Origin of the sequence: Caballeronia sp. INML2, assembly GCF_023631365.1 — a bacterium.
Taxonomy (GTDB): Bacteria; Pseudomonadota; Gammaproteobacteria; order Burkholderiales; family Burkholderiaceae; genus Caballeronia; species Caballeronia turbans.
The window spans coordinates 41870-65991 of sequence record NZ_JALQDH010000071.1 but is presented as its reverse complement, the minus strand read 5'-3'; the positions used below and the strand labels follow the sequence as shown (position 1 = coordinate 65991).

Below are 24122 nucleotides of genomic sequence, written 5' to 3'. Positions count from 1 at the left end.
TGAGGACATACGCGAGCCGCATGTCGGGCGCATGTGCGGCATGCTATCGTCGATGCGTCTTCCCGATGGGCCATTTCGATGCCGCCATCATGAGTCAAGTGCGCTATCCCCTCGGACCCGACGACCGGGTGCATCTGATGTGCTGGCTCACGTGCGGACTGCTCGGCGCGTATTACATCGAAGGCGACTGGCCCGATACCTCCTTTCAGGTGCGCGCGGCGCATCGCTGGCTCGACCGGCACCATCGCGCGGCGGAGTGGATCGAGACCGCGCGGCTTTCGGCGGCGGCGCAGGCACTCGCCGAGCGCTTCTCGACGACGCTCGACGCCGACGCCTCGCGCGGCGACATCGAGCGCATTCTCGAAGGCGAGGATCTCGACTACGAATGCGCGCTCGTGCAGCGCATCTATCACGAGTGCCGGCTCGAGCTGACGAGCCGGCGCAGGCCTTCGCAATAACGCAAGGCTTCTTCCCCTCGGACTTTTCCGCGCAGCGGCGATAAATTTTCATGCCACGTCGCGCACGGGTCCCGACGCGTACCGCGTTCGGGCCCGGACATTTTCTCGACCGGCACGAATGTGCGGAACCCCACATTGGCGCACGGGGCGCGGGCGCTACCATCGGCGCGCCTGCTCGCACGTCGATGTTCGCGCCTCCCGGCGGTGTCCTGGATCGTCGGGCCGAAAAGCGGCTACACCGTCAGCGGCCAAGAACGATGAGAACAATCGACACCGACCGGAGGTCGTCATGCAGCGCAACATTCGTCCGTTTCTTCCTCGAACCCGGATTCGCCGCACGCGTGTGCGGCCGCTCGCGATGCTCGTGCCGCTCGTCGCGGGCCTGACGTGCGCCAATCCCGCAGGCGCCGCGCCGCCCTTGCCCGACGGCGGCCGGTTCGTCGCGGGCAGCGGCGCGATCAGCGGCGGCGGCAGCGGCCCGTCGGTCACGATCAGTCAGACATCCACGCGCGGCGTCATCGACTGGACCAGCTTCTCGATCGGCAGCGGACGGCAAGTTACGTTCAACAACGGAACCGGCGCGACGCTCAATCGCGTGAGCGGCGGCGAAGCATCGGTGATTTTCGGGCAGCTGAGCGCAACGGGCAGCGTGTATCTCGTCAATCCGCAGGGCGTGCTCGTCGGCCCGGGCGGTGTCGTCGCGACGGGCGGCCGCTTCGTCGCATCGGCACTCGACATCGACAACGGCGCGTTCATGCAGGGCGGCCCGCTCACGCTCTCGGGCGGCGGCGACGGCATGGTCATCAATCTCGGCACCATCGGATCGAGCGGCGGCGACGTGTTTCTCGTATCGCGCACGGCGGCGGTGAACGGCGGCCGCATCAGCACGCCGCAGGGCACGACGGAAATCGCGGCGGGCAATCAGGTGCTCCTGCGCGATGCGTCGGGCGGACAGCAGGTCTTCGTGCAGGCGGGCAGCGGCGGCACGGCGATGAACGGCGGCATGATCCAGGCGGCGCAGGCGAGCCTCCAGGCCGCCGACGGCAATGTGTACGCGCTCGCGGGCAACAGCGCCGCGACCCGCGCGACCGGCACCGCGACGCGCGACGGCCACGTCTGGCTGGTCGCGGACCAGGGCACGGTGCATGCGAACGGCACGATCGGCGCGATGAACGCGGACGGCAGCGGCGGCACGGTCGAGACGCGCGGGAACGCGCTCGACATCGTGGGCGCGAATGTGCAGGCGCGCACATGGAAGCTCGGCGCGCCGACTTTCACGGTCGATCAGGCCAACGCGGACTCGCTCGCGCGCAGTCTCTTCAACGGCACATCGGTCGATGTCGAAGCCAGCGGCGGCGATCTGACCGTGGGCGGCAACGTCCAGTGGAACGGCAATGCATCGCTCACGCTCGGCGCGGCGCATGGCGTGGCGATCGGCGCGGGCGCGACCATCGGCAACGCGGGCAACGGCAATCTGACGCTGCGCGCGGACGCGGGCGGCATCGACAACGGCGGCAGCGTGACGAATGGCGGCACGATCGACTGGTCGAAGAGCGGCGGCATCGTCAGCGCGCTCTATGACATGAACGGCAGCTACGCGCCGGGCACGCTGCTCACGAACAGCGGATGGACGGCCGCGCCGTATAGCGGCCTCGTCTCGCAGACGACCGCGTACCGGCTCGTGAACACCCTCGCCGATCTCTCGAACATGTCGAAAGACCTCGCGGGCAACTACGCGCTCGGCAAGGACATCGACGCGAGCGCGACCGCCTATCCGAACTCCTTCACGGCGATCGGCGCGACGCGGACGCCTTTCACCGGCCAGTTCGACGGCTTCGGCCACACGATCGACAAGCTCGCGACCGTAGCGAATCTGAACGACGACCGCTACGGCATGTTCGGCGTGATCGGCGCGAGCGGCGTCGTGCGCAATCTGAATCTCACCGACGCCAGGACGGGCGACTATTCATCGGGGGCGTTCGGCTTGCTCGCGGGCCAGAACAACGGTCTCGTCACCTACGTCAACACGACGGGCGGCGTCGGGCAGAACGGCTTCGGCGGCGCCGGCGCGGGCGGCCTCGTCGGCGTGAACAACGGGGTTATCGAACGGTCGTCGAGCACGGCGGATGTCGGCTATCAGATTCCCGCGGGCGGGCTGGTTGGCGTGAACAACGGCACGATCGCGCAGTCGTTCGCGACCGGCACGACCTACGCCGGGACGCATGGCGAGACGGGCGGGCTCGTCGCCTTCAACAACGGACTGATCACGCAGTCGTACGCAACGGGCGACGTGGGCGGTTTCGGCGGCGGCGGCGGAATCGTGTATGCCAACGGCAGCACAGGCGTGATCAACGAATCGTTCGCGACCGGGCAGGTTGGCGGCGGCGGGCCTCCGGGCGATCCGGAAGGCGGCATCGCGGCGTACAACCAGGGCGCGATTCACAACAACGTCTACTGGAACAAGGACACGACGATTCGCACGCAAGCGGCGGGGTCGAATTCGGGCACCGTTCCGCCCGATTCAAACGGGCTCAGCACCGCGCAGATGAGCAACCCGTCGAACTTCCTCGACTGGAACATCCCGTCGGGCGGGGTCTGGGCGATGCCGGCAGGGGCGACGCATCCTGTCTTGCAGTGGCAGCAGGCGCAGCCCTGAAACGCGTGCAACTACACCGCTGGACGGCGCGGCGCGCAGTCCGGCGCGCTAGATCCCGATCACGAGAAAGATCTCGCCGACCGGCGCCTTCGATCCATTCGGCACCACGGCCTTCAGCGGAAATCCATAGGTGCCGCGAAAGCTGACGAAGCGTCCGGCCTGCACGCGAATCCCCGCTCCGACGCTCGCCAGCGACGCATTATTGACCTCGCCGAATTCGGCGATGCGATTCCACACGTGTCCCGCGTCGAAGAACACGAACGGCTGCATCGCCGCGATGCCCGCCGATATCGCCGGCGCGCGCAGTTCCGTCTGCAGGTTCCATCCGCGATCGCCCTGCGCCGCATACGGCTCATAGCCGCGCACGGTGGCATCGCCGCCCAGCCCGAGTTCCTCGCTGGGCAAGAGCGTGGTGCCCGTCCACTGAACGAGCCCGCGCGCCGCCACCGAAAAGCCGGACTTGCCGAGCGGCATGTCGCGTTGCGCCGACAGCTGCATGTACTGATAGCGGGGCGTCGCGCCGAGACGCGCGGCATCGTACGCTTCCTCGTTACTGTTGCTGTCGAAATAGCCCGGACTCACGAAGAGCGATGCGTTCAGATGGGTATCGCCGGAAGCATCGCTCTTCAGGAGATCGTAGGCGATGACCAACTGATGAATATGCGTGTTCGCATTGAACACCTGAAAGCCGCCGAATTCGAGGTCGTTGTTCGAGCGCTTGAAGTCGTAGCCGAGCTGCACTTGCTGTTGCCACGCGCCCGCGTGATCGAGCGGCGGCAAGCGCCAGTCGTACCGGAAACTGATCTGCGCGCTGATGCCGGTTTGCCCGTAACTGTCGGGCAGACGCGGCGTGCTCTGCGCGAACACGCCGAACAACTCGAGGCGATCGAGCCACGGCAACGGCGCGACCGCATTGAACGCGTGCGCGATGTAACGCGGACGATCGGGCCGCCCCTCGATATCCGGATTGCCGCTCAGCAGATCGTTACTCGCGGTCATCTGATAGCCGATGCGCGCATCGATGCCGAACAGATTGCCGTAATCGAATCCCGCGAGAATGCGATCGCGTCCGAGATCGCGCACGCCATCGTTGTTATAGCCGCCGTAGATGCGAAACGGAAAGCGATCCTCGGTTTGCAGCACGACATCGGTCGTATCGCGCGCGGCGCCGGGCGCATAAATCACGTCCACGCGCCGATACGGATTCGCGTTGAGCAGCGCAAGCCCCGAGGCGACATCGCTTTCATGGATCGGCTCGCCGCTCGCGAGCGGCATCTCGCGCGCGAGCAGCGCATCGGAGAAATAGCGATTGCCTTTGGGTATCACACGCCCCGCGCGAAACTCGGCGATGGCGATCTTCACGACGCCATCGCTCACGTCCTGCTCGGGCACGTACACATCGACGAGCGGCTGGCCCGCGGCGCGATATCGCTGCACGACCGCGCGCCGTATGTCGGCGAGGCGCGCGAAAGTCAGAGGCGCGTGGAGATCGGCCGAAAAGCCCTCGAGAAAATCGGGCGTGAGGACAGGCAGGCCCGTCGCCGTGATCGCGCCGCCCGCAGCCGATTGCGTCGTTGCGGATGCGCCATCCGCGCGCACGAACGCGATGCCGCGCAGATCGCGAATCGCGACATCGTGCGAACCGCCGGCCGGCCCGGGCTGCGACGGCGACGTGCGCGGCCGTTCGACGGCAGGCGGTGCGATCGGCGCGACATCGCGATACGACTGCGCGGCGGCATCGGGTGCATGAACGATGCAGACGATCGCGGCCGACAGAACCGTCGCGGCAATGCGTGCGCGAATCAATCGTTCAGGCGCGCGCGGCGATCATGAAGCATGTATCCTCCGGCGTTCGTCGCGTGGGTCGGCTTCGCATGGTATCAGCGATGTCGCGGTACGTTTCATGCAGCAAGCGCATTCGTCGCGCTTTACGTAGAAATGACGCGGCGCCTTGCGCGACATGTAGAAATCACCGGCCTCGGGCGGGACGCATCTCATGACGCGCCACCCGCTTCACTTCTGAACCCTCAACCCATCTATGATTCGAAAACGGTCGACTCGATGAACCGCCGAAACCGTAATACCAGGACAGGGATGGACAAAACCTCCACCGCAGCAATCACCGGCTCCGACATGCACGATGCGTCCATCGACGCGCAATGCGCGCGCGAGCCGATCCACATTCCCGGCGGCATTCAGCCCCACGGCGTGCTTTTCGGCGTCGATGCGCACTGCCACATCGTGCAGGTGAGCGCCAACGTCGCGCAGTTCGCGCACGTCGCACCCGACGCTTGCCTCGGCCGCGCGCTGTCGGCGGTATTGGGCCAGCCCGCAGCCGAGCGCGCGAGCGCGGGCCTCGCGCAGCTCACGCGCGACGGCGCGACGATCCATGTCGGCAACGTCGTGCTCGACGGCTGGACGACGCACGGGCCAGTGGCGATCGTCGTGCATCGGCATGAAGGGCTTTTGTTCGTCGAAGTCGAACCGGCGCAGGACACCGCCGATGTGTTCTCGACGATCTATCCGCTCGTGCGCTCCTTCGTCACCGACGTGCAGTCGATGCGCACCATCGAGCAGCTCTGCCAGTTCGCCGCGGATGAAATCGCGCGCATCACCGGATTCGGGCGAACGCTCGTCTACCGGTTCGATGAGGAAGGCAACGGCAACGTGCTCGCAGAAGCCGTGGAGCCTGGCTATCCGTCATATCTGAACCAGCACTTTCCGGCCTCGGACATTCCGGCGCAGGCGCGCGAGCTGTATCGCAAGAACCGAATCCGGCTCATTTCGAACGCCGATTACGAAGCCGCGCCGCTCGTGCCCGCGCTGCATCCGGCGACCGGCCGCCCGACCGATCTCACCTACGCGTCATTGCGCAGCGTGTCGCCCGTGCATCTGCAATACATGCGCAACATGGGCACGCTCGCATCCATGTCGATGTCGATTCTCGTCGACGACAAGCTGTGGGGCCTCATCTCCTGTCATCACGCGACGCCGCGCCTGCCGCCGTTCGAAGTGCGCACAGCATGCGAGCATGTCGCGCAGATCGTCTCGCTGCAAATCGAGGCGCGCGAGTCGCAGGGCGAAGCGCATTACCGGCTCGAACTGCGCCGCATGCTGTCGAAGCTGCTTTCGTCGATGGCCAATACGGACAGCTTCGTCGACTCGCTCGTCGAGGACGCGTCCGATCTGCTCGGCTTCACGCGCTCGTCGGGCGCGGCGGTGATCTTCGAGGGGCGCACGTCGCTCGTCGGCCTGACGCCGGGCGAGCACGGCGTCACGGCGCTCGTCGACTGGCTCGACGATCAGAGCGAGGACGTGGTCATGTCCGACCGCGCGTCGCAGGAATGCCCCGCGCTCGCCGATTCGCCGGACGTTGCAGGTTTTCTGGCGGTGTCGATCTCGAAGATCTACCGCAACTATGTGATCTGGTTTCGCCGCGAAGTCGTGCAGACGATCGAATGGGCCGGCGACCCGCGCGCGAAACTCACGGGCCTCGCGGACTCGCTGTCGCCGCGCGTGAGCTTCGATACGTGGACGGATGTCGTGCGTCATCGCTCGCTGCCGTGGCGCGCCGCCGAGCGCGAGATTGCGCTGGAATTTCGCGCGGCGGTGCTCGGCATCGTGCTGCGGCGCGCGGAGGAAATCGCGCAACTCGCGACCGAGCTCGGCCGCGCGAATCACGAGCTCGAAGGGTTCTCGTACACGGTGTCGCACGATCTGCGCGCGCCGCTCAGGCATATCGTGAGCTTCGCGGACCTGCTCAAGCAGATGGATGGCGACAAGCTGTCGGAGCGCGGGCGCGGCTATCTGGAGCGCATCGTGACATCGGCGCGTTTCGGCGGCCGTCTCGTCGACGATCTGCTTTCATTCGCGCAACTCGGCCGTGCGGCGCTGCGTCCGCATAAGGTCGATGTCTACGCGCTCGTCCATACGGTGATTCAGAACGATATCGACGAGCACGCGTCGGCGCGCGTGCGCTGGAAGGTGGACGCGCTGCCGTCCATCGAAGGCGATCTGGTCTTTCTGCACGTCGCGTTCGCGAACATCATGTCCAACGCGGTGAAGTTCAGCGCGCAACGCGAACAGCCGGCGATCGAGATCGGCGCATACGAGGGCACGGGCGAGCTGATCGGCCACGTCGTCTATTTCGTGCGAGACAACGGCGCGGGCTTCGACATGCGCTACGTGGACAAGCTCTTCGGCGTGTTCCAGCGCCTGCACGTCAACGAAAAATTCGACGGCACCGGCATCGGGCTGGCGAACGTGCGGCGCATCATCGAGCGGCATGGCGGCAAGGCCTGGGCCGAAGGTACGCCCGATCGGGGCGCGACCTTCTACATGGCGCTGCCGAAGCAGTTCCGCCCCGAGAGCGGCGTGCGCCGCGACACGGCCGCGACCGCGCTGGCACGCCTCGCCGCGGGCACGGGCGGCGCGGGGCATGACATCGACCAGCTCATCAAGCGTTCGGAGGAAAAAAGGTAACGCCTGAAGCAAAACGGCCGCGATCTCGTCGATCGCGGCCGTTGCGTTTCATGACGCCCTGTGGCGCTTAGAAGCGGTGACGCAGACCCACCGTTGCCGCGACCTGATTCTGCGTCGACGACGGCGACAGCGTGTTGATCATCGCGACGTTGGCGCCGGCATTGCCCAGCTCGCCCGACGCGTGCTGATACACGCCTTCGACATACACATCGGTGCGCTTCGACAGCGCGTAGTCGGCTTGCAGCGACGCGGTGTGCCACTTCGGATCGCCCGAACCGTTCGCGCCCGTCACCTTGCCGTCCGTGTACGTGTACGCGGCGTCGAGGCTCAGTGCCGGCGTCAGCGCGTAGCGGCCGTTCAACTCGAAGTTGTTCAGATGCAGATTCGTGTTTCCCGGCAGCGCCACCGTCGTGCCGCCTTGCGATGCGGCGAGCAGGTTGTCGTAGTGCGTGTTGGTCCACACAAAGGCGACCGTAGCCGGGCCGTACGTGTAGTTCACGCCCGCGCCGAACGTGCGCTGCAATTCGGCCGTCAGATTGGCGTTGTTGCCCTGGCCGGCCGAAACTGCGCCGCCCGCGTTCAGGTTGCTACGCGAGTTGTTCGTCTGCAGGTAAGCCGCGGCGAAATTCAGCGGGCCGTTGCCGTAAGAAGCGCCTGCGCTCCACGCGCGGTTGTTCGCAAACTGGCCTGCGTCGTTCGAGAAGCCGTACAGACCGCCGAACTTGAAGCCCGCGAAACTCGCGCTCTGGTACTTGACCGAGTTCTTGATCGAGAACGAGTGATCGAGATTGTCGTTGTCGAACGGGTGCGCGGCCAGATTGTTGCCGTACCCCGCGCCCGCTTCCGAGAACGGCGACAGATAATCGACCATCGAATCATATTGACGGCCGAGCGTGATCGTGCCGAATTGATCGTGCTGAACGCCGACGTACGCCTGGCGGTTGAACATCGTGTTGCTTTCGTTGAAGCGGCCGTTATTGAGGTTGAAGCCGCTCTCCAACTTGAAGAGCGCGTGCAACCCGCCGCCGAGATCTTCACTGCCCTTCAGGCCGAAGTAAGTATCCGAAACCGAGCCGCTGCCTTGCTGCCAGTTGTTATGGCCGCCGGAGTTGTTCGTATAGACGAGACCTGCATCCAGCGTGCCGTACAGCGTGACGCTGCTCTGTGCGTGGGCTGCTGCTGCGAACGTGCCGAGAATGCCCGCGATGAGAAGGGTTTTTTTCATGGTTCTCTAGTGTCCTGTTTAAAGCGAAAGCTTCCGGGGTTCACGGCCGAATCGAAAGCCTGTTTTCCCTCGAGAAACTGGGACACACTTTATGCGACGGTCACTTGAATGTGTCCGTGTATCGCGCGCAATAATCTTTTGCTGATTCTGCGAATCGGTTCGCGATACCCTTCTTATTCTTTAAGGTCAACCGCTTAGCCAGGACAAGGGCCGGACGGTGATGAAGTTTCTGTTGCACATCGACGACGTTATTACTGCGCATTCTGGAGAAGTCCATTGCGCCGCACGGCGTTTATATCGACCCACGGCTTTTGCTAAGCTTCTTCGCGTCTACAGGTCTCCGAGAAAGATTATCTGAGGACACGGGGCGGTTTCGCGAGAGGATACCGCCCTGTTCAAACCCGGCTTGACGGGTCTAAATTCATTGCGCTACTCAATCCTAATGTGCTCTTTTCGAAGTCGCGCTTAATCTCCCCTCGCTCCAATTAATCAGTCACCCGAAATATTTCAGGCACGCCCGCACAAACTTTCGCGCGGATAGAAACGACTCGCATTCAGGCGAATCGGTCGATATGTTCGTCCGGATATCTCGTGCGCTTGCAAATCTTGCCCGCTGGTGTGCCAACGGAAAGCGCGTCGAAGTTACAGCCGTCGGCACGGCATTGCGAAATTTAGACGGCAACTTCTTAAAAATTGTAACGGGGCGGCAAACGTTTGCCACGGCCTGCGGCGGTCTTACGGCATCTGGGAGTTTCATTTCGAAACAAATTGAATAAGCTTGAATCGCCTGCCCGGAACGCTGATTGCTTTAATGGAGGTCTCTGCAAATCTAGCCGGAAAGTGCAACATGAAAAATGCCGATGCAACCACCGTCCCCGCATTTCGACAGCGACGCTCAGCGCAGCTCGCGGAGGGCGAACTCCGACATCTGGAAATGATTCTGGCAAGTTTCGTCGAAGGCAGTGCCGCTTCGGATCGCCTTCCGGCCAAGTATTGGGACATGCGCATTTCACAACTGGACGAGCAATACGATCTCGTCCCGTCGCAAAGCCATCGCGTGGCGTCGCTCCAACGCAAGCTCGCGTTACTCGATAAAGCACTCGACACCGCCGCCGACGCTCAGGACCGACAGCAGAGCCGGCGCGCCGCCGCTTGACCCGATTCCGAATCGCATGACGAAGACGGCTAGCTTCGTCATCGTCTCGCAGGGATCACGAAGCCGCTTGCACCCATTCATCGACGAATATGCGAGCTGCCGTATGCGCGCTCATCAACGCGTCCTCGGCAGACGTGAAACTCGAATAGCGCGTGCTCCCGACACACAGCGGCGAAAATGCGGTGACCGGTCTTCCTGAGCGGCTGATCGTCACGACTGCAAGATAGCGAACCGTGCCGGGCGAAGGCACGAGCCTGTAATTCGCTTCGATCGCGACTTCGAGCACGAAGCCCTTGTGGTTATACGACCGGATCATCGAAGCACCCCGCCATTCCTGGACGACGCAAAGGGATGAGCCGCAAAACGGGCGCGCGTGCGCCGAGTCACGCACCGCAACGAATGCACGGCGTCTGACCGTGCTCAAGCACAGGACGTACCTATCCGCGCCGCGTTCTTATTTGGCGCGGCGCATTGCCGTCCGGGCGACGTCGGCGGCGAGATCGGCGCGCAATTCGGCCCATTTTCCGAGCAGCGTGGTGTCGTCGGTGAGGAAGTACGGCGCGTGCGTCCATTGCTCGACCTTGCCGTCCGCGACGGCGAGCTCGAAGATACGCATGTCTTCGTCCTCGCTCACGCCCACGCGCACGAGTTCCTGTAACGACAGAATCTCGTGCAGCGACACCGTCTGAATGCCGACGCCGTGCAGCACCGCCATTACCGTCTTGCCGATGCGCCATGCCGCCTCGCGGCTGTCCGCCAGCACGAACGCGACGCTGTCGGGCGGCGTCTCGAATTTCAAGCGGTACAGGCGAGACTTACATTGTTCACTCAGTTGCGTGTTCATATTGCTCGAGCCTGCGCTCATCGCCGGCGGCTGGACATGATGGAAGCGACGGAGACGATTGATCGCGAACGCGGTTTTGCCTGCGTCGCTCGTTTGGAGCCATGCCATGCAGGAGTTGTTCCCGCACTCGAGCGGGATGCCGCACGCGCGGGCGCCTGTCCGCAAGCCCGCGCGTGGGTCTGGTGAAAGCCGGATGGCCGTGGCGCCGTCCGCTCAGTGATTCAGTTCCTCGAGACGCAAGCCGTTGGTTTTCGGTCCGAACAGGCCGATTGCCAGCACCACGAGCAGCATGCACACCGTTATGCCGATAAACACGCCCGGCACGCCGAAGTCCTTCAACAGCGAGGCGATGATGAAGCCTGACATCATCGCGCCCGCGCGGCTCGCCGAGTACACGACGCCGCTCGCACGGCAGCGCACCGCCGTGGGAAAGAGCTCGGTCTGATAGGCGTGATAGCAGACCGAGATGGTTTGCCCCGCGAGCGATATCAGCACGCCGAGCGCGATGAGCGCGGCGGGCGATTTCATCTGTCCGAACGCGAGACCGCTCGCGATCACGACGAGCGCGCCGCCGACGATCAGATACTTCCGCTGAATGCGGTCTGCGTAAAACATGGCGAGCAACGGTCCGACGGGCAGCGCGAACGCGATGATGAACGAATACAGCAAGCTCTTCGTCACGGTGATGCCCTGCCCGATGAGCAGCGTCGGCACCCAGTTGGCGAAGCCGTAATACCCGATCGCCTGACAGAAGTTGAAGACGACGAGCATGATGAGACGCGAGCGATACGGCGCCTCGAACAACTCGCGAAGCGACGCGCGCCGATGCGCCGGCTGCTCGACGACGGGCGCGGGCGGCGGTAACGCAGCGCCAGATTCGCGCGCCACCACGCGCTCGATCTCACTCACGACGCGTTCGCTTTCCTCGTTGCGGCCATGCATCGCGAGCCAGCGGGGGCTTTCCGGCACCGCGCGCCGGATGAACCACACGATCACCGCGCCGGCCGATCCCGCGAGCACGACGACGCGCCATCCGTCGAGACCGAATACGGTTTGCGGCACCAGCCAGTATGAAAGCAGCGCGGCGACGGGCGCTGCGGCGAACATCACCATCTGGTTGAAGGCCATCGCGCGGCCGCGCATGTGCTGCGGCACGAGCTCGGTCACATAACTGTCGATGGTGATGATCTCGATGCCCACGCCGATGCCCGTCACGAAGCGCCAGAAGATCACGCCTTCGGGCGTGGTCTGGAACGCCATGATCGCCGAGCCGATCGAGTACCACAGCAGCGAGAACGTGAACACGCTGCGTCGCCCGTAGCGGTCCGGCAGCCAGCCGAAGAAGAACGTGCCGATGAAAAGCCCCGCGAAGGTCGCCGCGATGAAGCCCGCGATGCCCGTGAAGCCGAAGAACGCATGCGTGGTGGTCTGCAAGAGGCCGCTCTTCGCCATGCCCGGCGCGATATAGCCGGTGAAGATCAGATCGTAAATTTCGAAGAAGCCGCCGAGCGAGATGAGAAATACGAGCATCCATAGATGCCGCGTGATCGGCAGTCGATCCATGCGCGCGGAAATCTGCGCGCCGGGCGTCGTGGCGACGCGCACGTCGGGCGATGCGAGCGGCTCGGCGACCGCGCTGAAGGTTGGCTGCATTGCTTTGTCTCCTTTGATGCAACTCTGTTGGCGACGGCGCCGATTTTTATGTGCGCTCGTCGCGAGGCTTCATGCCGTGACGTTCTTCCTGAGTTGCCCCAGCACTTCATCCGTGTGCTCGCCAACGCGCGCGAGCGGTTGCCGCACGCCGGGGCGGCGTCCGCCCATCGTGAGCGGCAGCAAGACGACGTCGGTGGTGCCGCCATCGTCGGTCTGCATCGGCACGAGGCCGCCGCTCGCTTTCAGATGCGGATCGTCGAGCAACTGCTCGGGGCGCATGATCGGCGCGTACGGAATGCCGGCCGCTTCGAGCTTCGGTGCGAGTTCGTCCGCGCGATGATGCGCGAGAATCTCGCCGAGCCGCTCCAGCAGATGCGGGCGCACCGCGACGCGCATCGCGTTGTTCGCGAACCCGGGTTCCTGCGCGAGTTCGGGGCGCTCCAGCACGTCGCAGAGCGTCACGAACTGTTTGTCGCTCACCGCGCCGATGAAAAGCTGCTCGCCCTCGGCCAGCGTGAACACGTCATAGACGCTCCACGCCGATACGCGCGATGGCATCGGCGGCGGCGCTTCGCGCGTCATCGCGTATTGCTGCATGTGCTGCGCGGAAAGAAACACGCAGTTCTCGAAGAGTGCGCTCTGGACTTCCTGGCCGCGTCCCGTGAGGTCGCGTTCACGTAGTGCGGCGAGCACGCCGATCGCGCCGAACATGCCGCCCATGATGTCGTTCACCGACGTCCCCGCGCGCAGCGGGCGGCCCGCCGGACCGGTCATGTACGCGAGACCGCCCATCATCTGCACGACTTCGTCGAGCGCGAGACGCTTCTCGTACGGGCCCGGCAGGAAGCCCTTGTGCGACACGTAGATGAGCTTCGGATGCGCCTTCGACAACGTGTCGTAATCGAGCCCGAACTTCGCCATCAGTCCGGGACGGAAGTTTTCGAGCAGCACGTCGCATTCGCCGATCAGATCGATTGCGGCTTCGCGGCCCTCCTCCGTGTTGATGTCGATGACGACGCTTCTCTTGTTGCGATTGAACGAGCGGAAGAAGCCGATGCCGAGGCCCGGCAGATTGCGCGTCTTGTCGCCGCCGGGCGGCTCGATCTTGATGACTTCCGCGCCGAGATCCGCGAGGATCATGCCGCAGGTCGGGCCCATCACCATATGCGTGAACTCGATCACGCGCACGCCTTCGAGCGGCAGGGTTGATTGATTCATGACGTCCTCAGGCTTCGATTGGAGCGGTTGATTCGTGAGTGACCGGCAAGCCCGCGAGCGCGAGCGCGCCGCGCAGGGTTTCGCTGTCGAGCCAGCCCGCGAGCTTCGCGCGCAGGTTCAGCAAGGCAGGAATGTCGATGCCGGTGTCGATGTGCATATCGGCGAGCATGAACGCGAGGTCCTCGCTCGATGCATTGCCGCTCGCGCCCGGCGCATGCGGGCAGCCGCCGATGCCCGCGAGCGTCGCATCGAAGCGCGCGACGCCGGTTTCGAGCGCGGCATAGACATTGGCGAGCGCGAGGCCGCGTGTGTCGTGGAAATGACCGCACCAGAAACGCTCGCCCGCGATGGCGCGCGCCTTCTCGAAGAGATCGCGCACGGCGGACGGACCGGCATAACCGACCGTATCGGCGATGGAGACGCGATCCGCGCCCGCATCCAGCAGCGATTGCATGTAGCGCAGCACATCGGCGGGATCGACACGGCCCTGAATCGTGCAGCCGAACGCCGTGCCGATGCCGCCTTCGATCATCGTCTTCGACCCGGATGCATCGCGCGCCGCCCGCATGCGCGCGACTTCCGCGACGACTTCCTCCGGCGTCTTGCGCAGATTCGCGAGGCTGTGTGCGCGGCTCGCGGAAAGCGGCACGAGCATCAGATCGGCCTGTGTTTCGATGGCGCGCGCGGCGCCTTTGAGATTCGGCACGAGCACCGATACGAACAGTCCCGGCAAGGTTCTGGCGTACGCGACGAGTTCTGCCGTATCGGCGAGTTGCGGCAACAGGCGCGCGGGAACGAACGAACCGACTTCGATTTCGCGCTGACCGGCGGCGTAGGCATCGCCGATCCATTCGATCTTGCGTTCGGTCGGCACGATCGTTCGAATGCTTTGCAGGCCGTCGCGCAGGCCGACTTCGCGGATCACGGCGCGCTGGGGGAACGCGGGCATGGCTCTGTCTCCGGTCTTTTGTGTGTATGGCTCGACTTTAGAGATTCCGCAAACGCCATTAAAGCGGTATTTTGGAAGGCTCATGCTTCCCGTTCGGAACGTCAAAGGAGTGGCCAGCCGCCATGCGCGACATCGACCTGAAAACGCTGCGTCTGTTCGTGACCGTCTGCGAGCACCTGAACATCGCGCGCGCGGCGCAGGAATCGCATATCGAGCCTTCGGCGATCAGCAAGCGCATCGCGCAGCTCGAGACGTCGCTCGGCGTGCCGCTGTTGTCGCGCTCGCGGCGCGGCGTCGAGCCGACGCCCGCGGGGATCGCGCTGCTGGAGCACGCGCGCAGCGTGCTTTTCACGATGGAACGCATAGCAAACGACGTCGCCGCGTTCGGCGGCGGTCTGAAGGGGCGCGTGAGCATTTGCGCGTCGGCATCGGCGATTGCGGAAGCGCTGCTCGACGATATCGCGTCGTTCATGCGCGAGCCCGCGAATCAGAACATCAAGGTCGATGTGGAAGAGCGGCTATCGCACGATCTCGTGCGGCAACTGCGCGAAGGCGTCGCGTCGGTCGGCGTGTGCTGGGACAGCGTCGATTTGCGCGGCTTGCAGCATCGCGCGTATCGGCATGACCGGCTTGCGCTCGCCGTGCCCGCCGATCATCCGTTCGCGGGGCGGCCTTCGGTGAGCTTCGAGGAATCGCTGGAATTCGAGCATGTCGGTCTGCCGCCCGCGACGGCCGTTCATACGATGCTGCAACGCGCGGCCGCGCAGGCGGGCAAGACGATGTCGTATCGCGTGATCGTGTCGAGTTTTGATGCGGCGTTTCGCGTCGTCGCGGCGGGATTGGGCATCAGCGTCGTGCCGATGGAAGTCGCGGGAACGTATCGCCAGGCGCTCGGTGTCGAGGCAGTGCCGCTTTCCGATGCGTTCGCGAAACGGCGCTTCGTCGTGTGCTTCAGGGATTTCGACGCGTTGCAGCCGGCAGCGCAACGTCTCGTGGAACATCTGGAAACACGTGCGGCACGCTAGCGCGGCGCGGCGCAGAAAACGGTTTGCGCGTCCTTTCTCTCGAATGTCAAGTTGACCGATCGCGCGCCGCCCGGCCGTGTGCAATGCGGCTTGCCCGCGGGCACGGTGAGCAATTGCCCGGCGCGCAGTTCGACGGCGCCTTCCTCGAATTCGATGACGAGCGTGCCTTCGACGGCGACGAAGGTCTCATCCGAGTTCGGATGAAAGTGCCATTGATACGGCGCGTCCATGACGCTGATGTGGACGTCGTGATCGTTGACGCTCGCGATCACGCGGTTCATGTAGCCGTCGCCGGCGGCGTCGGCGATGGTGGCGTAGTCGATGGGTTCGTTCATTCGGTCAGGCTAACGGAGGGCGGCCGGCCATACAAACGAATGTTTTTCGCTTCGATGTGAGCGGGATTTTCATGCGATGCGTGGCTATGCTCTCGGCCATGTCATGGTCATCCGCATGATCGTGCTCCGCTTGGTGCGCGAGTCGATGGTCTTTCGCTCGCTGACACCAGTCGCAAGACACCAATCGCAAGACACACAATCGACCCTCACACCCCACTCTGAACACCCGGAAAATTCCCCCGCCCCATGATCGCCGAAATATTTCCGATAGCCGGCTCAGCGTACCGCACCGGCGGCGCATCCGGCGGCAGCGGCGCGGGACCTGAGTCCGTCGCACGGGCATAGACTGGCAGCGCCGGCGCACTCTGCGCGCTCGAGGCCACCGGGAACACCGGCCCGCCCGTGATGCCCACGCCGATGAACGGATGCGCCTGCGCCACCGTCACAAGGCCAAAGGTCAGTTTGGCGGCCACCATCGCGTATCTGATCGCTCTCATTTCTCGTCTCCCGCGTTGCAATTGTTTGTCGATGGAGGCATTCTGCGCGACGAAAATGAGCGAAGAATGAGAGCGCGAATCATCCGAGGATTCAGCCTCGACTACACTGAAAAACCGGCGCTCGTTCGACGATCCTTCCATGCCCAGCCGATTCACCGCGATCCTCACCGCCCTCGCCGCCGCGGCGCTCTTCGGCGCGACCACGCCGATCGCCAAGGCGCTGCTCGGCCCGATGCCGCCGTTCATGGTCGCCGGCCTGTTCTACCTCGGCAGCGGCGTCGGCCTCGGCGCGATCCTGCTCGGCCGCGCGCTCCGACGCGCGACGAACGAAAGCCTGCGTGCGCGGGAAATGGCATGGCTCTTCGGCGCGATCGCATTCGGTGGCGTCGCCGCGCCCGCGCTCCTGATGTTCGGCCTCACGAGCACGCCCGCCGCGACGAGTTCGCTCCTGCTCAACCTGGAAGGCGTGCTGACGGCGGTAATCGCGTGGATCGTGTTTCGGGAGAACGTGGATTTCTCCGTCTTTCTCGGCATGGCCGCCATCGTCGCGGGCGGCGTCGTGCTCGCGTGGCAACCGGGCGCAACGCACGCGACGAGAGGCGCGCTTCTCATCGCGCTGGCATGTCTGTGCTGGGCCATCGACAACAATCTGACACGCAGGATCTCGACCGCCGATGCGATGGTGATCGCCTGCGCGAAGGGCCTCGTCGCGGGCGCGACGAATCTCGGCATTGCGTTCGCGATGGGCGCGCATCTGCCTGCGCCGCACATCGTCGCCGGCGCGATGACGACCGGCTTCGGCGGCTACGGCGTGAGTCTCGTGTTGTTCGTGATCGCGCTGCGCGGTCTCGGGACGGCGCGCACGGGCGCGTACTTTTCGGTCGCGCCTGTGTTCGGCGTCGCGCTCTCGCTTGCGATGTGGCCGCAAGCGCCGGGCGCGTCCTTCTGGATCGCCGCCGCGCTGATGACGCTCGGCGTATGGCTGCACGTGCGCGAGCGCCACGAACACGAGCACACGCACGAGCGGCTCGAACATACGCATCGGCACATGCATGACGAGCATCATCGGCATGTGCACGACTTTCCGTATTCCGGCGACGAGCCGCATACGCATCCGCACGTGCATCTGCCGATCACGCATTCACACGCGCATTTCCCCGACATTCATCACCGGCATGCGCACAGGCGCGGCTAGAACACCTTGCCCGGATTGAGCAGCCCGTGCGGATCGAGCGATGCCTTGATCGCGCGCATCGCCGCAATATCGGTTTCGCGGCGCGCGAGGTGAAGATAGTCGCGCTTCTTCATGCCGATGCCGTGCTCCGCCGAAATCGAACCTTCGAACTCGCGCGTGACGTCGTAGATGACGGCATCGATGTCGTCGTGGTCCTGCTTCCCGCGGCCCGGAAGATCCACGACGATGTGAATGTTGCCGTCGCCCAGATGGCCGTATGTCATCACGATCGCATCGGGCCAGCGCGCGCGCAGACGCGCTTCGCATTGCGCGGCCGCGTCGCCGACCTGCGCGATCGAGAAGCTCACGTCGTACGCCGCGTAGTTCGGGATGAAGCGATCGTATTCGCCCGGCGCGTCGCGGATCGCCCAGAAATCGCGCGCGTGCGCTTCGTTGGATGCAATCGCCGCATCGGTCACGATGCCCGCGTCCAGCATGCCGCCCAAGAATTCCTCGAAGGCTTCGCCGTGCCGAACGGGATCGGTGCCGACGCTTTCGAGCAGCACGTAGAACGGATGCGCCTCGGCAAGCGGCGCGCGAAGGTTCTTCAGATTGGCGATGACCGTATCGTGGTAGCCGGCCCACATCACCTCGAACGCGGATACGCCCGGCGCGAGACTCGCCTGCGCGCGCGTGAGCAGCGTGGTGACGGCGGCGAAATCCGGCAGGCCGCACCATGCGGTGGCGGTTGCCGTGGGCTTCGGCCGCAGGCGCAATACGACGCGCGTGATCACGGCGAGCGTGCCCTCGCTGCCGATCAACAGATGCCGCAGATCGTAACCGCTGTTGTTCTTGATCATCTTGTTCATCCCGCCGATGATCTCGCCGCTCGCCAGCACCGCTTCGACGCCGAGCACCTGATCTCGCATCATGCCGTACTTGATGACGCGGTTGCCGCCCGCATTCGTCGCGAGATTTCCGCCGATGGAGCAACTGCCGCGCGCGCCGAGATCGAGCGGAAAGTAGAAACCCGCCGCGCTCGCTGCTTCCTGAACCACTTGCAGCGGCGTCCCGGCTTCGACGGTCATGGTCGCGGAGACTTCGTCGATCTCGACGATGCGATTCATGCGATCGAGACTCAGCGCCACTTCGCCGCCGAGCAGATTCGCGCCGCCGACGAGCCCCGTGAGGCCGCCTTGCGTGACGACCGGCTGCTTGTGCTTCGCGCAGATGGCGAGCGCCTGCGCGACTTCATCGGTGGTGCGCGGACGGATGATCGCGACTGGCGTCGCGCCCGGCAAGCCGCTCCAGTCGGCGACGCGCCTGTCGCCGAATTCGTCGGGCAGCGCCACGACCTGTGCGCCGAGCGCTTCCCGCAATGCCATTACCGCTTCGCTTGCCGCCATGCGTCGTCTCCGTTCGTTGTTTCGCATCGTTGTCAGATGCGATAGTTTGAACCAAACGCGCGAGAATTACTGGCAATCATTCGGGAGAGACGCGACGATGGAACAAGCAGACTACGAAAGCGCTCTGGCTCAACTGACCGGCGCGGCCGAACTGGTCGCGGCGGGCGTGAGCGGAGATCACCGCGCGCAGGCCTTCGAGATGCTGGCGTTTTTTCGGCTGCGTCAGGCACGCGCTGGCGAATCGCGTGCGCCGGTCACGTCCGACGAGGAACTCTTCAAGGACACGGCGATCGCCGCGCTCACGATGGCCGGCAGAAAGGAATTCCTGGCCGCCTCCGCGTTGCTCGAACAGGCCCGCGGATTGTCGCTGAGCTAGGCGTCTGCTGCTAGAACAACTCGGTGTCGAGCGGTAGCAGGTTGATCCACTTGACGGCGGTGCGCCGCTCGACGCCATCGTCGTGGATCGAACGTATCATCACGCGCTGGCCGCGCGCTTCCCCGAGTACTTCGACGATCCTGTTGCGATATCGCGCAAGCGAGCCGCGTAGTGGCTTGCGCTTCCTGCTCTTGCGGGGAGAAACTGCGGGCATTGGACGTGACAGCGATTTATGACGGCCACATCATAACGATGGTCACGCCTTCACTCAAATATTCAACCTATTCACTGTGAACCGCCACACCATGCGTCGAATCACTGTCCGGACTTCGCCCGTTCATGGCCGGGGCGTATTCGCTCTCGCTGATCTGCCTATCGGCGCGATGCTGCTCGAATACAAAGGCCACCGTCTGTCGTGGAAGGAAGCGCAGCGCATGCACGCGAAATCGACTGCGGAAGAGGGCCATACCTTCCTGTTCGGCCTCGATGACGGCAGCGTCATCGACGGTGCGCGCGGCGGCAATTCCGCGCGCTGGCTGAATCACAGTTGCGCGCCGAACTGCGAAGCGGAGCAGGACGGCGAGCGCGTCTTCATCCGCGCGATCCGGCCGATCGCGAAAGGGCAGGAGTTGTTCATCGACTATTGCCTGACCGTCGATGGCCGGCGCACCGCCGCGCTCAAGCGGCTTTATGCGTGCAGGTGTCTCGCGCCGGGGTGTCGAGGGACGATGTTGTCGGCGCGGGGGTAGGGCCGCAAGCGCTGTTGCATCGCTTGGCGGGCGCCGTGCGGATCGTCGCGTCGCTGGGGGCGATGCGGGCGGGCTGCGGGGCGCATCGGCGGCGTTATGGCTACGGGAAGTGAATCCCGCAACACCTCATGCCACGCTCGAGCGACTGATGTGCTCCGAAAGCCGCCCGATGCCCGCGATATCGAGTCAACACCCGCCCTTCCCGAAAATTCCATAAAGACTAAAAAAAACGCCCCGACCAAATCGGGGCGAAAGTACGAGACCACCTTTTGTAGCGTTAAAGCTACCCGTCGAGCATAGGCATAAGCGCCAGTACTCAACACCAGTAAAGTCCGAAACCCCGCGCATGCATCGCCGTTCCTAGACCGATATCACCCTTCAGAACCCCCAACCGCCGCCGATAACAAACGAAATCGTCACCCTGCCATCGCCGCCCCCGACGCAATGAACCGCGCCCCATCCGAAAGCCCCCTCAAGGCCGCGTTCCTGCGGCACGAAGACACACTCGCGCCGTCAGAACGCGCACTCGGCGAGGACGATCACGCCGTCTACCGCACGCTGCTCGAATCGACCAACGCGATCCCCTGGAAGATCGACTGGGCGACCATGGAATTCGCCTACATCGGACCGCAAATCGAGTCGCTGCTCGGCTGGGCGCCGTCGTCGTGGAAGACGGTTCACGACTGGGCCGAGCGCATGCATCCGGACGATCGCGAAGCCGTGGTCAACTTCTGCGTCTCGCAATCGAAAGCGGGCACGGATCACGAAGCCGATTACCGCGCGCTCACCCGCGACGGCGGCTATGTGTGGCTGCGCGATGTCGTGCACGTCGAGCGCAACGAGAAAGGCGAGGTCGAGGCGCTCATCGGCTTCATGTTCGATATCAGCGAGCGCAAGCGCATCGAGGAAGAACTCGCGCAGTTGCAGCAGGAACTGGAGCGCCTCTCGTTCAGCGACAGCCTGACGGGCGTCGGCAACCGCCGCCGTTTCGACGACGTAATGGCGCGCGAATGGAGTGCCTCGAAGGACTCGGGCCGGCCGCTGTCGCTCGTCATGATCGATATCGACTTCTTCAAGTCGTACAACGATTACTACGGCCACGTCCAGGGCGACGAATGCCTGAAGCGCATCGCGGGAGCGCTTGCCGAGGCGGCGGGTCCGCAACACTTTCTCGGCCGGTTCGGCGGCGAGGAGTTCGCACTGATCCTCGCCGATACCGATGCCGAAGCCGCAATGCGCATCGCCGAGCGTTGCCGCGCGCTGATCGCCGGCAAAGCGATCCCGCACGTGCGCTCCCCGCACAATCAGCAAGTGACGGCGAGCTTCGGCGTGGGCACCGTCGTGCCCGGCGAACGCATGGACGTGACGACGTTCATCAATCTCACCGACGCGCAGTTGTACCAGGCGAAAGACAACGGCCGCAATCGCATCGCGGCCGTGGATCGCGCAGGCTTGCGGGGCGAGGCATTCAGGGCGCAAACCTGCTGAGCGTCAGACGCGCCCCGTCACCGGAATCGCCGCACCCGTGATGCATTGCGCCTGCGGCGAAAGCAGGAACGCGATCACGGCGCCGAGTTCTTCCGGCTTCACCCAGCGGGAGAAATCGGCGTCCGGCATGTCGCGGCGATTCGGCGCGGTGTCGATGATCGACGGCAACACCGCGTTCACCGTGACGCCCTTGTCCTTCAGTTCTTCCGCGAGCGCTTCGGTCAGGCGCAGCAGCGCCGCCTTCGATGCCGCGTAGGCGCCCATGCCCATGCCCGCTTTCATCGAGGCGAGCGCGCCGATATTGACGATGCGCCCGCCCTCCCTCGCGCTCAGTTGCGCGAGCGCCGCCTTCGATGCGTTGAGCGCGGTCTTCACGTTGACGTCGAACATCGACTGCCAGGAGTCGGCGCTGCCGTCCGCGATCGTTTCCCATCGAAACGCGCCCGCCACGTTCACGAGCGCGTGCAGGCCGCCCGTCTGCTGAACGATTATGTCGACGGCTTTCTGCGCCGAGGTCGCATCCGTCAGATCGATGCCCGTGACGACGCACGCATCGGCGAGCCGCGCGGGCAATGCATCCGACGATCCTCCGTGGCCGATCAGCGCAACGCGCGCGCCGCGTTCGGCGAGCACGCGCGCCGTCGCGAGTCCGAGACTGCCGAACCCGCCCGTGATGGCGACGATCTTTCCTTCCAGGCTGTTCATTGCGTGGCCGCTCCGTTCGATGGCGTCAGGAAAAGCATAGGACGGAACGCGGCGCGCGGCGAGGCATTCGCGCCTGGCTATTCAGCCAACGCCGATGCCGTCGCGCTGCTTTCGACGGGCACGCGCCCCGCGAGCAGCCAGACCGCCGCGGCGATCGTCAGCGCGCATACGCCCGCCACGCCGAGCGATGCCGCGAAGCCGCTCGCGAAGCTCTCGCGCGCGATCCGCATGATCGCCGCCCCCTGCGGTCCGGCGAGGCTTCCGCCCGCATGCGCGAGATCGCCGGCGAGCAGGCGCGAGAGGAACGCGGCATCGAGCACGCGCTTTGGATCGGCGAGGCTCGCTGCGTGGGTATCGAGCGCGGCGTGCGTGCGCGTCGCGAGCACGGCGCCCAGCACGCCCACGGACGTGACGATCGCGGTGAAGCGCGTCGTCGTGCTGATGCCCGAGGCCATGCCGGTGCGATGCGCCGGCACGCACGCCATGATCGCCTTTTGCGTGTCGCCGTTCAGCACGCCCGCGCCGAGGCCCGTGACGATCATGCCGACCGCGATCATCCCGTAACTCGACATGCCCGCGAAGAGCGCCGTCAGCAGATTGCCCGCGCCGATGGTCGCGAGGCCGAGCGTCAGCAGCGCCATCGCCGGAACGCGCTTGCCGAGCGACGCGCCGATATGCGGACCGACGACCATCGCAATCGCAAACGGCAGCATGCCGAGGCCCGCGCGCACCGCCGGCAGGCCGAACGCGTTCTGCAAATAGAGCGGCAGGAAAGTCATCATCACCTGCGCGCACGCCGCGTAGCCGAACATCGCAAGCACGGCGGCGACGAAGCGCGGCTGGCGAAATAGCGCGAGGTCGATCATCGCGTGTGCGCGCGAGCGCTGCACCTGCACGAAGACGATGAAAAGCAGCGCGCACGCGGCGAGCCGCGCGACGGTGCGCCAGTCTGTCCAGCCGTCCGCTTGCGCGTCTATCAGCGCCCAGATGCCGAGGGCGAGCGCGCCGGCGAAAAGCGCGCTGCCGGCGAGATCGAGCGATCCCGCTTCGCCGTTGCGCGATTCGCGGATGCCGCGCCATGCACAGGCCGCGAGCAGCGCGCAGATCGGCAGGTTCATCAGGAAAATCCAGCGCCAGCCGGCCAATTGCGTGATGACGCCGCCGACGAGCGGCGCGATGGTCGTCGACACGCCCATGCAGGTGCCCCACACCGCCCACGCGCGCTCGCGCGCCGCGCCTGCGTGAAAGGTGTTCGCGATGATCGCGAGCGCGGACGTCAGCAACATCGCCGCGCCGAGTCCCTTCGCCGCGCGAGCGAGGTTCAGCGCGAACGCGGATGGCGCGAGCCCGCAACCGAGCGACGCCAGAAAGAACACGGCGAGTCCCGCGATCAGCATCTTCTTGCGGCCGATGCGGTCGGCGAGCGCCCCCGCTGGCAGCAGGCACGCGGCGAACGCGACCATGTACGCGCTCACGACCCATTCGACATCGGCGAAACCGGCGTGGAAATCGCGTGCGATGGACGGCAGCGCCACCGCGACGACGTTCGTGTCGAGTGTGATCAGCGCACAGGTCGCCGACGCGGTGAGCAGGACGAAGCGGTTATCGGACGTGTTCGACATGGCGATGCGCGGAAAAAGCGAAAGAGTCTCCCGATGCTAGTTGTGTCCGTCTTCCCTGTCATTGACATAGAATCGTCGAATAATTATCGAATTCGTGAATACAG

22 protein-coding genes are annotated in these 24122 nt (G+C 64.7%); 9 read left to right on the top strand and 13 right to left on the bottom strand.

The genetic code is table 11. From position 1 onward, the window contains the following. The first annotated feature begins 89 nt into the window (after positions 1 to 89). Positions 90 to 458, top strand: coding sequence for a hypothetical protein (locus tag NCT32_RS24740; RefSeq protein ID WP_061116501.1), 369 nt, complete (start codon positions 90 to 92; stop codon positions 456 to 458). Between the two features lie 289 nt (positions 459 to 747). Beyond that, positions 748 to 3114, top strand: a complete 2367-nt coding sequence (locus NCT32_RS24735) for a filamentous hemagglutinin N-terminal domain-containing protein (RefSeq protein ID WP_061116177.1) — start codon at positions 748 to 750, stop codon at positions 3112 to 3114. Between the two features lie 48 nt (positions 3115 to 3162). Here the strand turns inward: NCT32_RS24735 and NCT32_RS24730 are convergent, their stop codons facing one another. Then, positions 3163 to 4917, bottom strand: coding sequence for a ShlB/FhaC/HecB family hemolysin secretion/activation protein (locus tag NCT32_RS24730; RefSeq protein WP_409241541.1), 1755 nt, complete (start codon positions 4915 to 4917; stop codon positions 3163 to 3165). Positions 4918 to 5208: 291 nt separating this feature from the next. On the opposite strand from NCT32_RS24730, the gene NCT32_RS24725 reads away from it, so the two are divergent. Beyond that, complete coding sequence (locus NCT32_RS24725) at positions 5209 to 7596, top strand: ATP-binding protein (RefSeq protein WP_061116175.1); 2388 nt, start codon at positions 5209 to 5211, stop codon at positions 7594 to 7596. Positions 7597 to 7663: 67 nt separating this feature from the next. Here NCT32_RS24725 and NCT32_RS24720 read toward each other — a convergent pair whose 3' ends face one another. Further along, the gene (locus NCT32_RS24720) at positions 7664 to 8821 is read right to left on the bottom strand and encodes a porin (protein ID WP_061116174.1); all 1158 of its coding nucleotides are present in this window, start codon (positions 8819 to 8821) and stop codon (positions 7664 to 7666) included. Between the two features lie 778 nt (positions 8822 to 9599). On the opposite strand from NCT32_RS24720, the gene NCT32_RS24715 reads away from it, so the two are divergent. Next, positions 9600 to 9977 carry a hypothetical protein gene (locus NCT32_RS24715; protein ID WP_250477771.1) on the top strand — a complete coding sequence of 126 codons (378 nt, stop codon included), beginning with the start codon at positions 9600 to 9602 and terminating at the stop codon, positions 9975 to 9977. Between the two features lie 55 nt (positions 9978 to 10032). On the opposite strand, the gene NCT32_RS24710 is transcribed toward NCT32_RS24715, so the two are convergent. From NCT32_RS24710 to NCT32_RS24690, 5 genes are all read right to left on the bottom strand, one after another. After that, complete coding sequence (locus NCT32_RS24710) at positions 10033 to 10293, bottom strand: hypothetical protein (protein WP_061116172.1); 261 nt, start codon at positions 10291 to 10293, stop codon at positions 10033 to 10035. Positions 10294 to 10431: 138 nt separating this feature from the next. Further along, positions 10432 to 10776: a hypothetical protein gene (locus NCT32_RS24705; RefSeq protein WP_250490607.1), complete on the bottom strand. Its 345-nt coding sequence runs from the start codon at positions 10774 to 10776 to the stop codon at positions 10432 to 10434. Positions 10777 to 11034: 258 nt separating this feature from the next. Next, on the bottom strand, positions 11035 to 12474 hold the full coding sequence (locus NCT32_RS24700) for an MFS transporter (protein ID WP_061116171.1): 1440 nt from the start codon (positions 12472 to 12474) through the stop codon (positions 11035 to 11037). A 69-nt stretch (positions 12475 to 12543) separates the two neighbouring features. After that, positions 12544 to 13692, bottom strand: a complete 1149-nt coding sequence (locus NCT32_RS24695) for a CaiB/BaiF CoA-transferase family protein (RefSeq protein ID WP_250490606.1) — start codon at positions 13690 to 13692, stop codon at positions 12544 to 12546. Positions 13693 to 13699: 7 nt separating this feature from the next. Then, entirely contained in the window at positions 13700 to 14641 is a 942-nt protein-coding gene (locus tag NCT32_RS24690) for a hydroxymethylglutaryl-CoA lyase (RefSeq protein ID WP_061116169.1), read from the bottom strand. 122 nt (positions 14642 to 14763) lie between these two features. On the opposite strand from NCT32_RS24690, the gene NCT32_RS24685 reads away from it, so the two are divergent. Beyond that, complete coding sequence (locus tag NCT32_RS24685; RefSeq protein WP_061116168.1) at positions 14764 to 15666, top strand: LysR family transcriptional regulator; 903 nt, start codon at positions 14764 to 14766, stop codon at positions 15664 to 15666. Here NCT32_RS24685 and NCT32_RS24680 read toward each other — a convergent pair. Continuing rightward, on the bottom strand, positions 15663 to 16001 hold the full coding sequence (locus tag NCT32_RS24680; protein WP_061116167.1) for a cupin domain-containing protein: 339 nt from the start codon (positions 15999 to 16001) through the stop codon (positions 15663 to 15665). The two genes, NCT32_RS24685 and NCT32_RS24680, sit on opposite strands and share 4 nt — an antisense overlap. A gap of 206 nt (positions 16002 to 16207) precedes the next feature. Further along, entirely contained in the window at positions 16208 to 16639 is a 432-nt protein-coding gene (locus NCT32_RS24675; RefSeq protein WP_250477769.1) for a hypothetical protein, read from the bottom strand. Between NCT32_RS24675 and NCT32_RS24670 the strand changes: the two genes are divergently transcribed. Further along, complete coding sequence (locus NCT32_RS24670; protein WP_061116166.1) at positions 16638 to 17693, top strand: DMT family transporter; 1056 nt, start codon at positions 16638 to 16640, stop codon at positions 17691 to 17693. The two genes, NCT32_RS24675 and NCT32_RS24670, sit on opposite strands and share 2 nt — an antisense overlap. Here NCT32_RS24670 and NCT32_RS24665 read toward each other — a convergent pair. Continuing rightward, on the bottom strand, positions 17690 to 19078 hold the full coding sequence (locus NCT32_RS24665) for an FAD-binding oxidoreductase (RefSeq protein ID WP_061116165.1): 1389 nt from the start codon (positions 19076 to 19078) through the stop codon (positions 17690 to 17692). The genes NCT32_RS24670 and NCT32_RS24665 overlap by 4 nt on opposite strands. 97 nt (positions 19079 to 19175) lie before the next feature. Between NCT32_RS24665 and NCT32_RS24660 the strand changes: the two genes are divergently transcribed. Continuing rightward, positions 19176 to 19454, top strand: a complete 279-nt coding sequence (locus NCT32_RS24660; RefSeq protein WP_061116164.1) for a hypothetical protein — start codon at positions 19176 to 19178, stop codon at positions 19452 to 19454. Between the two features lie 10 nt (positions 19455 to 19464). Here the strand turns inward: NCT32_RS24660 and NCT32_RS24655 are convergent, their stop codons facing one another. Further along, positions 19465 to 19668, bottom strand: a complete 204-nt coding sequence (locus NCT32_RS24655; RefSeq protein ID WP_014252945.1) for a hypothetical protein — start codon at positions 19666 to 19668, stop codon at positions 19465 to 19467. 91 nt (positions 19669 to 19759) lie between these two features. Between NCT32_RS24655 and NCT32_RS24650 the strand changes: the two genes are divergently transcribed. Next, positions 19760 to 20203, top strand: coding sequence for an SET domain-containing protein (locus NCT32_RS24650; RefSeq protein WP_061116163.1), 444 nt, complete (start codon positions 19760 to 19762; stop codon positions 20201 to 20203). 444 nt (positions 20204 to 20647) lie between these two features. Next, complete coding sequence (locus tag NCT32_RS24645; protein WP_061116162.1) at positions 20648 to 21691, top strand: diguanylate cyclase domain-containing protein; 1044 nt, start codon at positions 20648 to 20650, stop codon at positions 21689 to 21691. A gap of 3 nt (positions 21692 to 21694) precedes the next feature. Here NCT32_RS24645 and NCT32_RS24640 read toward each other — a convergent pair whose 3' ends face one another. Then, the gene (locus tag NCT32_RS24640) at positions 21695 to 22396 is read right to left on the bottom strand and encodes an SDR family NAD(P)-dependent oxidoreductase (protein ID WP_061116161.1); all 702 of its coding nucleotides are present in this window, start codon (positions 22394 to 22396) and stop codon (positions 21695 to 21697) included. Between the two features lie 77 nt (positions 22397 to 22473). Beyond that, positions 22474 to 24018, bottom strand: coding sequence for an MFS transporter (locus NCT32_RS24635; protein WP_061116160.1), 1545 nt, complete (start codon positions 24016 to 24018; stop codon positions 22474 to 22476). Positions 24019 to 24122 lie beyond the last annotated feature (104 nt).

What these genes read in the sequence shown, in the direction of transcription:
- NCT32_RS24695 (WP_250490606.1), bottom strand. Translation starts at nt 13,692, where the DNA reads ATGAATCAATCAACCCTGCCGCTCGAAGGCGTGCGCGTGATCGAGTTC.
- NCT32_RS24635 (WP_061116160.1), bottom strand. Translation starts at nt 24,018, where the DNA reads ATGTCGAACACGTCCGATAACCGCTTCGTCCTGCTCACCGCGTCGGCG.
- NCT32_RS24720 (WP_061116174.1), bottom strand. Translation starts at nt 8,821, where the DNA reads ATGAAAAAAACCCTTCTCATCGCGGGCATTCTCGGCACGTTCGCAGCA.
- NCT32_RS24665 (WP_061116165.1), bottom strand. Translation starts at nt 19,078, where the DNA reads ATGGCGGCAAGCGAAGCGGTAATGGCATTGCGGGAAGCGCTCGGCGCA.
- NCT32_RS24700 (WP_061116171.1), bottom strand. Translation starts at nt 12,474, where the DNA reads ATGCAGCCAACCTTCAGCGCGGTCGCCGAGCCGCTCGCATCGCCCGAC.
- NCT32_RS24675 (WP_250477769.1), bottom strand. Translation starts at nt 16,639, where the DNA reads ATGGAAGGATCGTCGAACGAGCGCCGGTTTTTCAGTGTAGTCGAGGCT.
- NCT32_RS24645 (WP_061116162.1), top strand. Translation starts at nt 20,648, where the DNA reads ATGAACCGCGCCCCATCCGAAAGCCCCCTCAAGGCCGCGTTCCTGCGG.
- NCT32_RS24710 (WP_061116172.1), bottom strand. Translation starts at nt 10,293, where the DNA reads ATGATCCGGTCGTATAACCACAAGGGCTTCGTGCTCGAAGTCGCGATC.
- NCT32_RS24685 (WP_061116168.1), top strand. Translation starts at nt 14,764, where the DNA reads ATGCGCGACATCGACCTGAAAACGCTGCGTCTGTTCGTGACCGTCTGC.
- NCT32_RS24655 (WP_014252945.1), bottom strand. Translation starts at nt 19,668, where the DNA reads ATGCCCGCAGTTTCTCCCCGCAAGAGCAGGAAGCGCAAGCCACTACGC.
- NCT32_RS24670 (WP_061116166.1), top strand. Translation starts at nt 16,638, where the DNA reads ATGCCCAGCCGATTCACCGCGATCCTCACCGCCCTCGCCGCCGCGGCG.
- NCT32_RS24660 (WP_061116164.1), top strand. Translation starts at nt 19,176, where the DNA reads ATGGAACAAGCAGACTACGAAAGCGCTCTGGCTCAACTGACCGGCGCG.
- NCT32_RS24650 (WP_061116163.1), top strand. Translation starts at nt 19,760, where the DNA reads ATGCGTCGAATCACTGTCCGGACTTCGCCCGTTCATGGCCGGGGCGTA.
- NCT32_RS24640 (WP_061116161.1), bottom strand. Translation starts at nt 22,396, where the DNA reads ATGAACAGCCTGGAAGGAAAGATCGTCGCCATCACGGGCGGGTTCGGC.
- NCT32_RS24740 (WP_061116501.1), top strand. Translation starts at nt 90, where the DNA reads ATGAGTCAAGTGCGCTATCCCCTCGGACCCGACGACCGGGTGCATCTG.
- NCT32_RS24690 (WP_061116169.1), bottom strand. Translation starts at nt 14,641, where the DNA reads ATGCCCGCGTTCCCCCAGCGCGCCGTGATCCGCGAAGTCGGCCTGCGC.
- NCT32_RS24680 (WP_061116167.1), bottom strand. Translation starts at nt 16,001, where the DNA reads ATGAACGAACCCATCGACTACGCCACCATCGCCGACGCCGCCGGCGAC.
- NCT32_RS24735 (WP_061116177.1), top strand. Translation starts at nt 748, where the DNA reads ATGCAGCGCAACATTCGTCCGTTTCTTCCTCGAACCCGGATTCGCCGC.
- NCT32_RS24725 (WP_061116175.1), top strand. Translation starts at nt 5,209, where the DNA reads ATGGACAAAACCTCCACCGCAGCAATCACCGGCTCCGACATGCACGAT.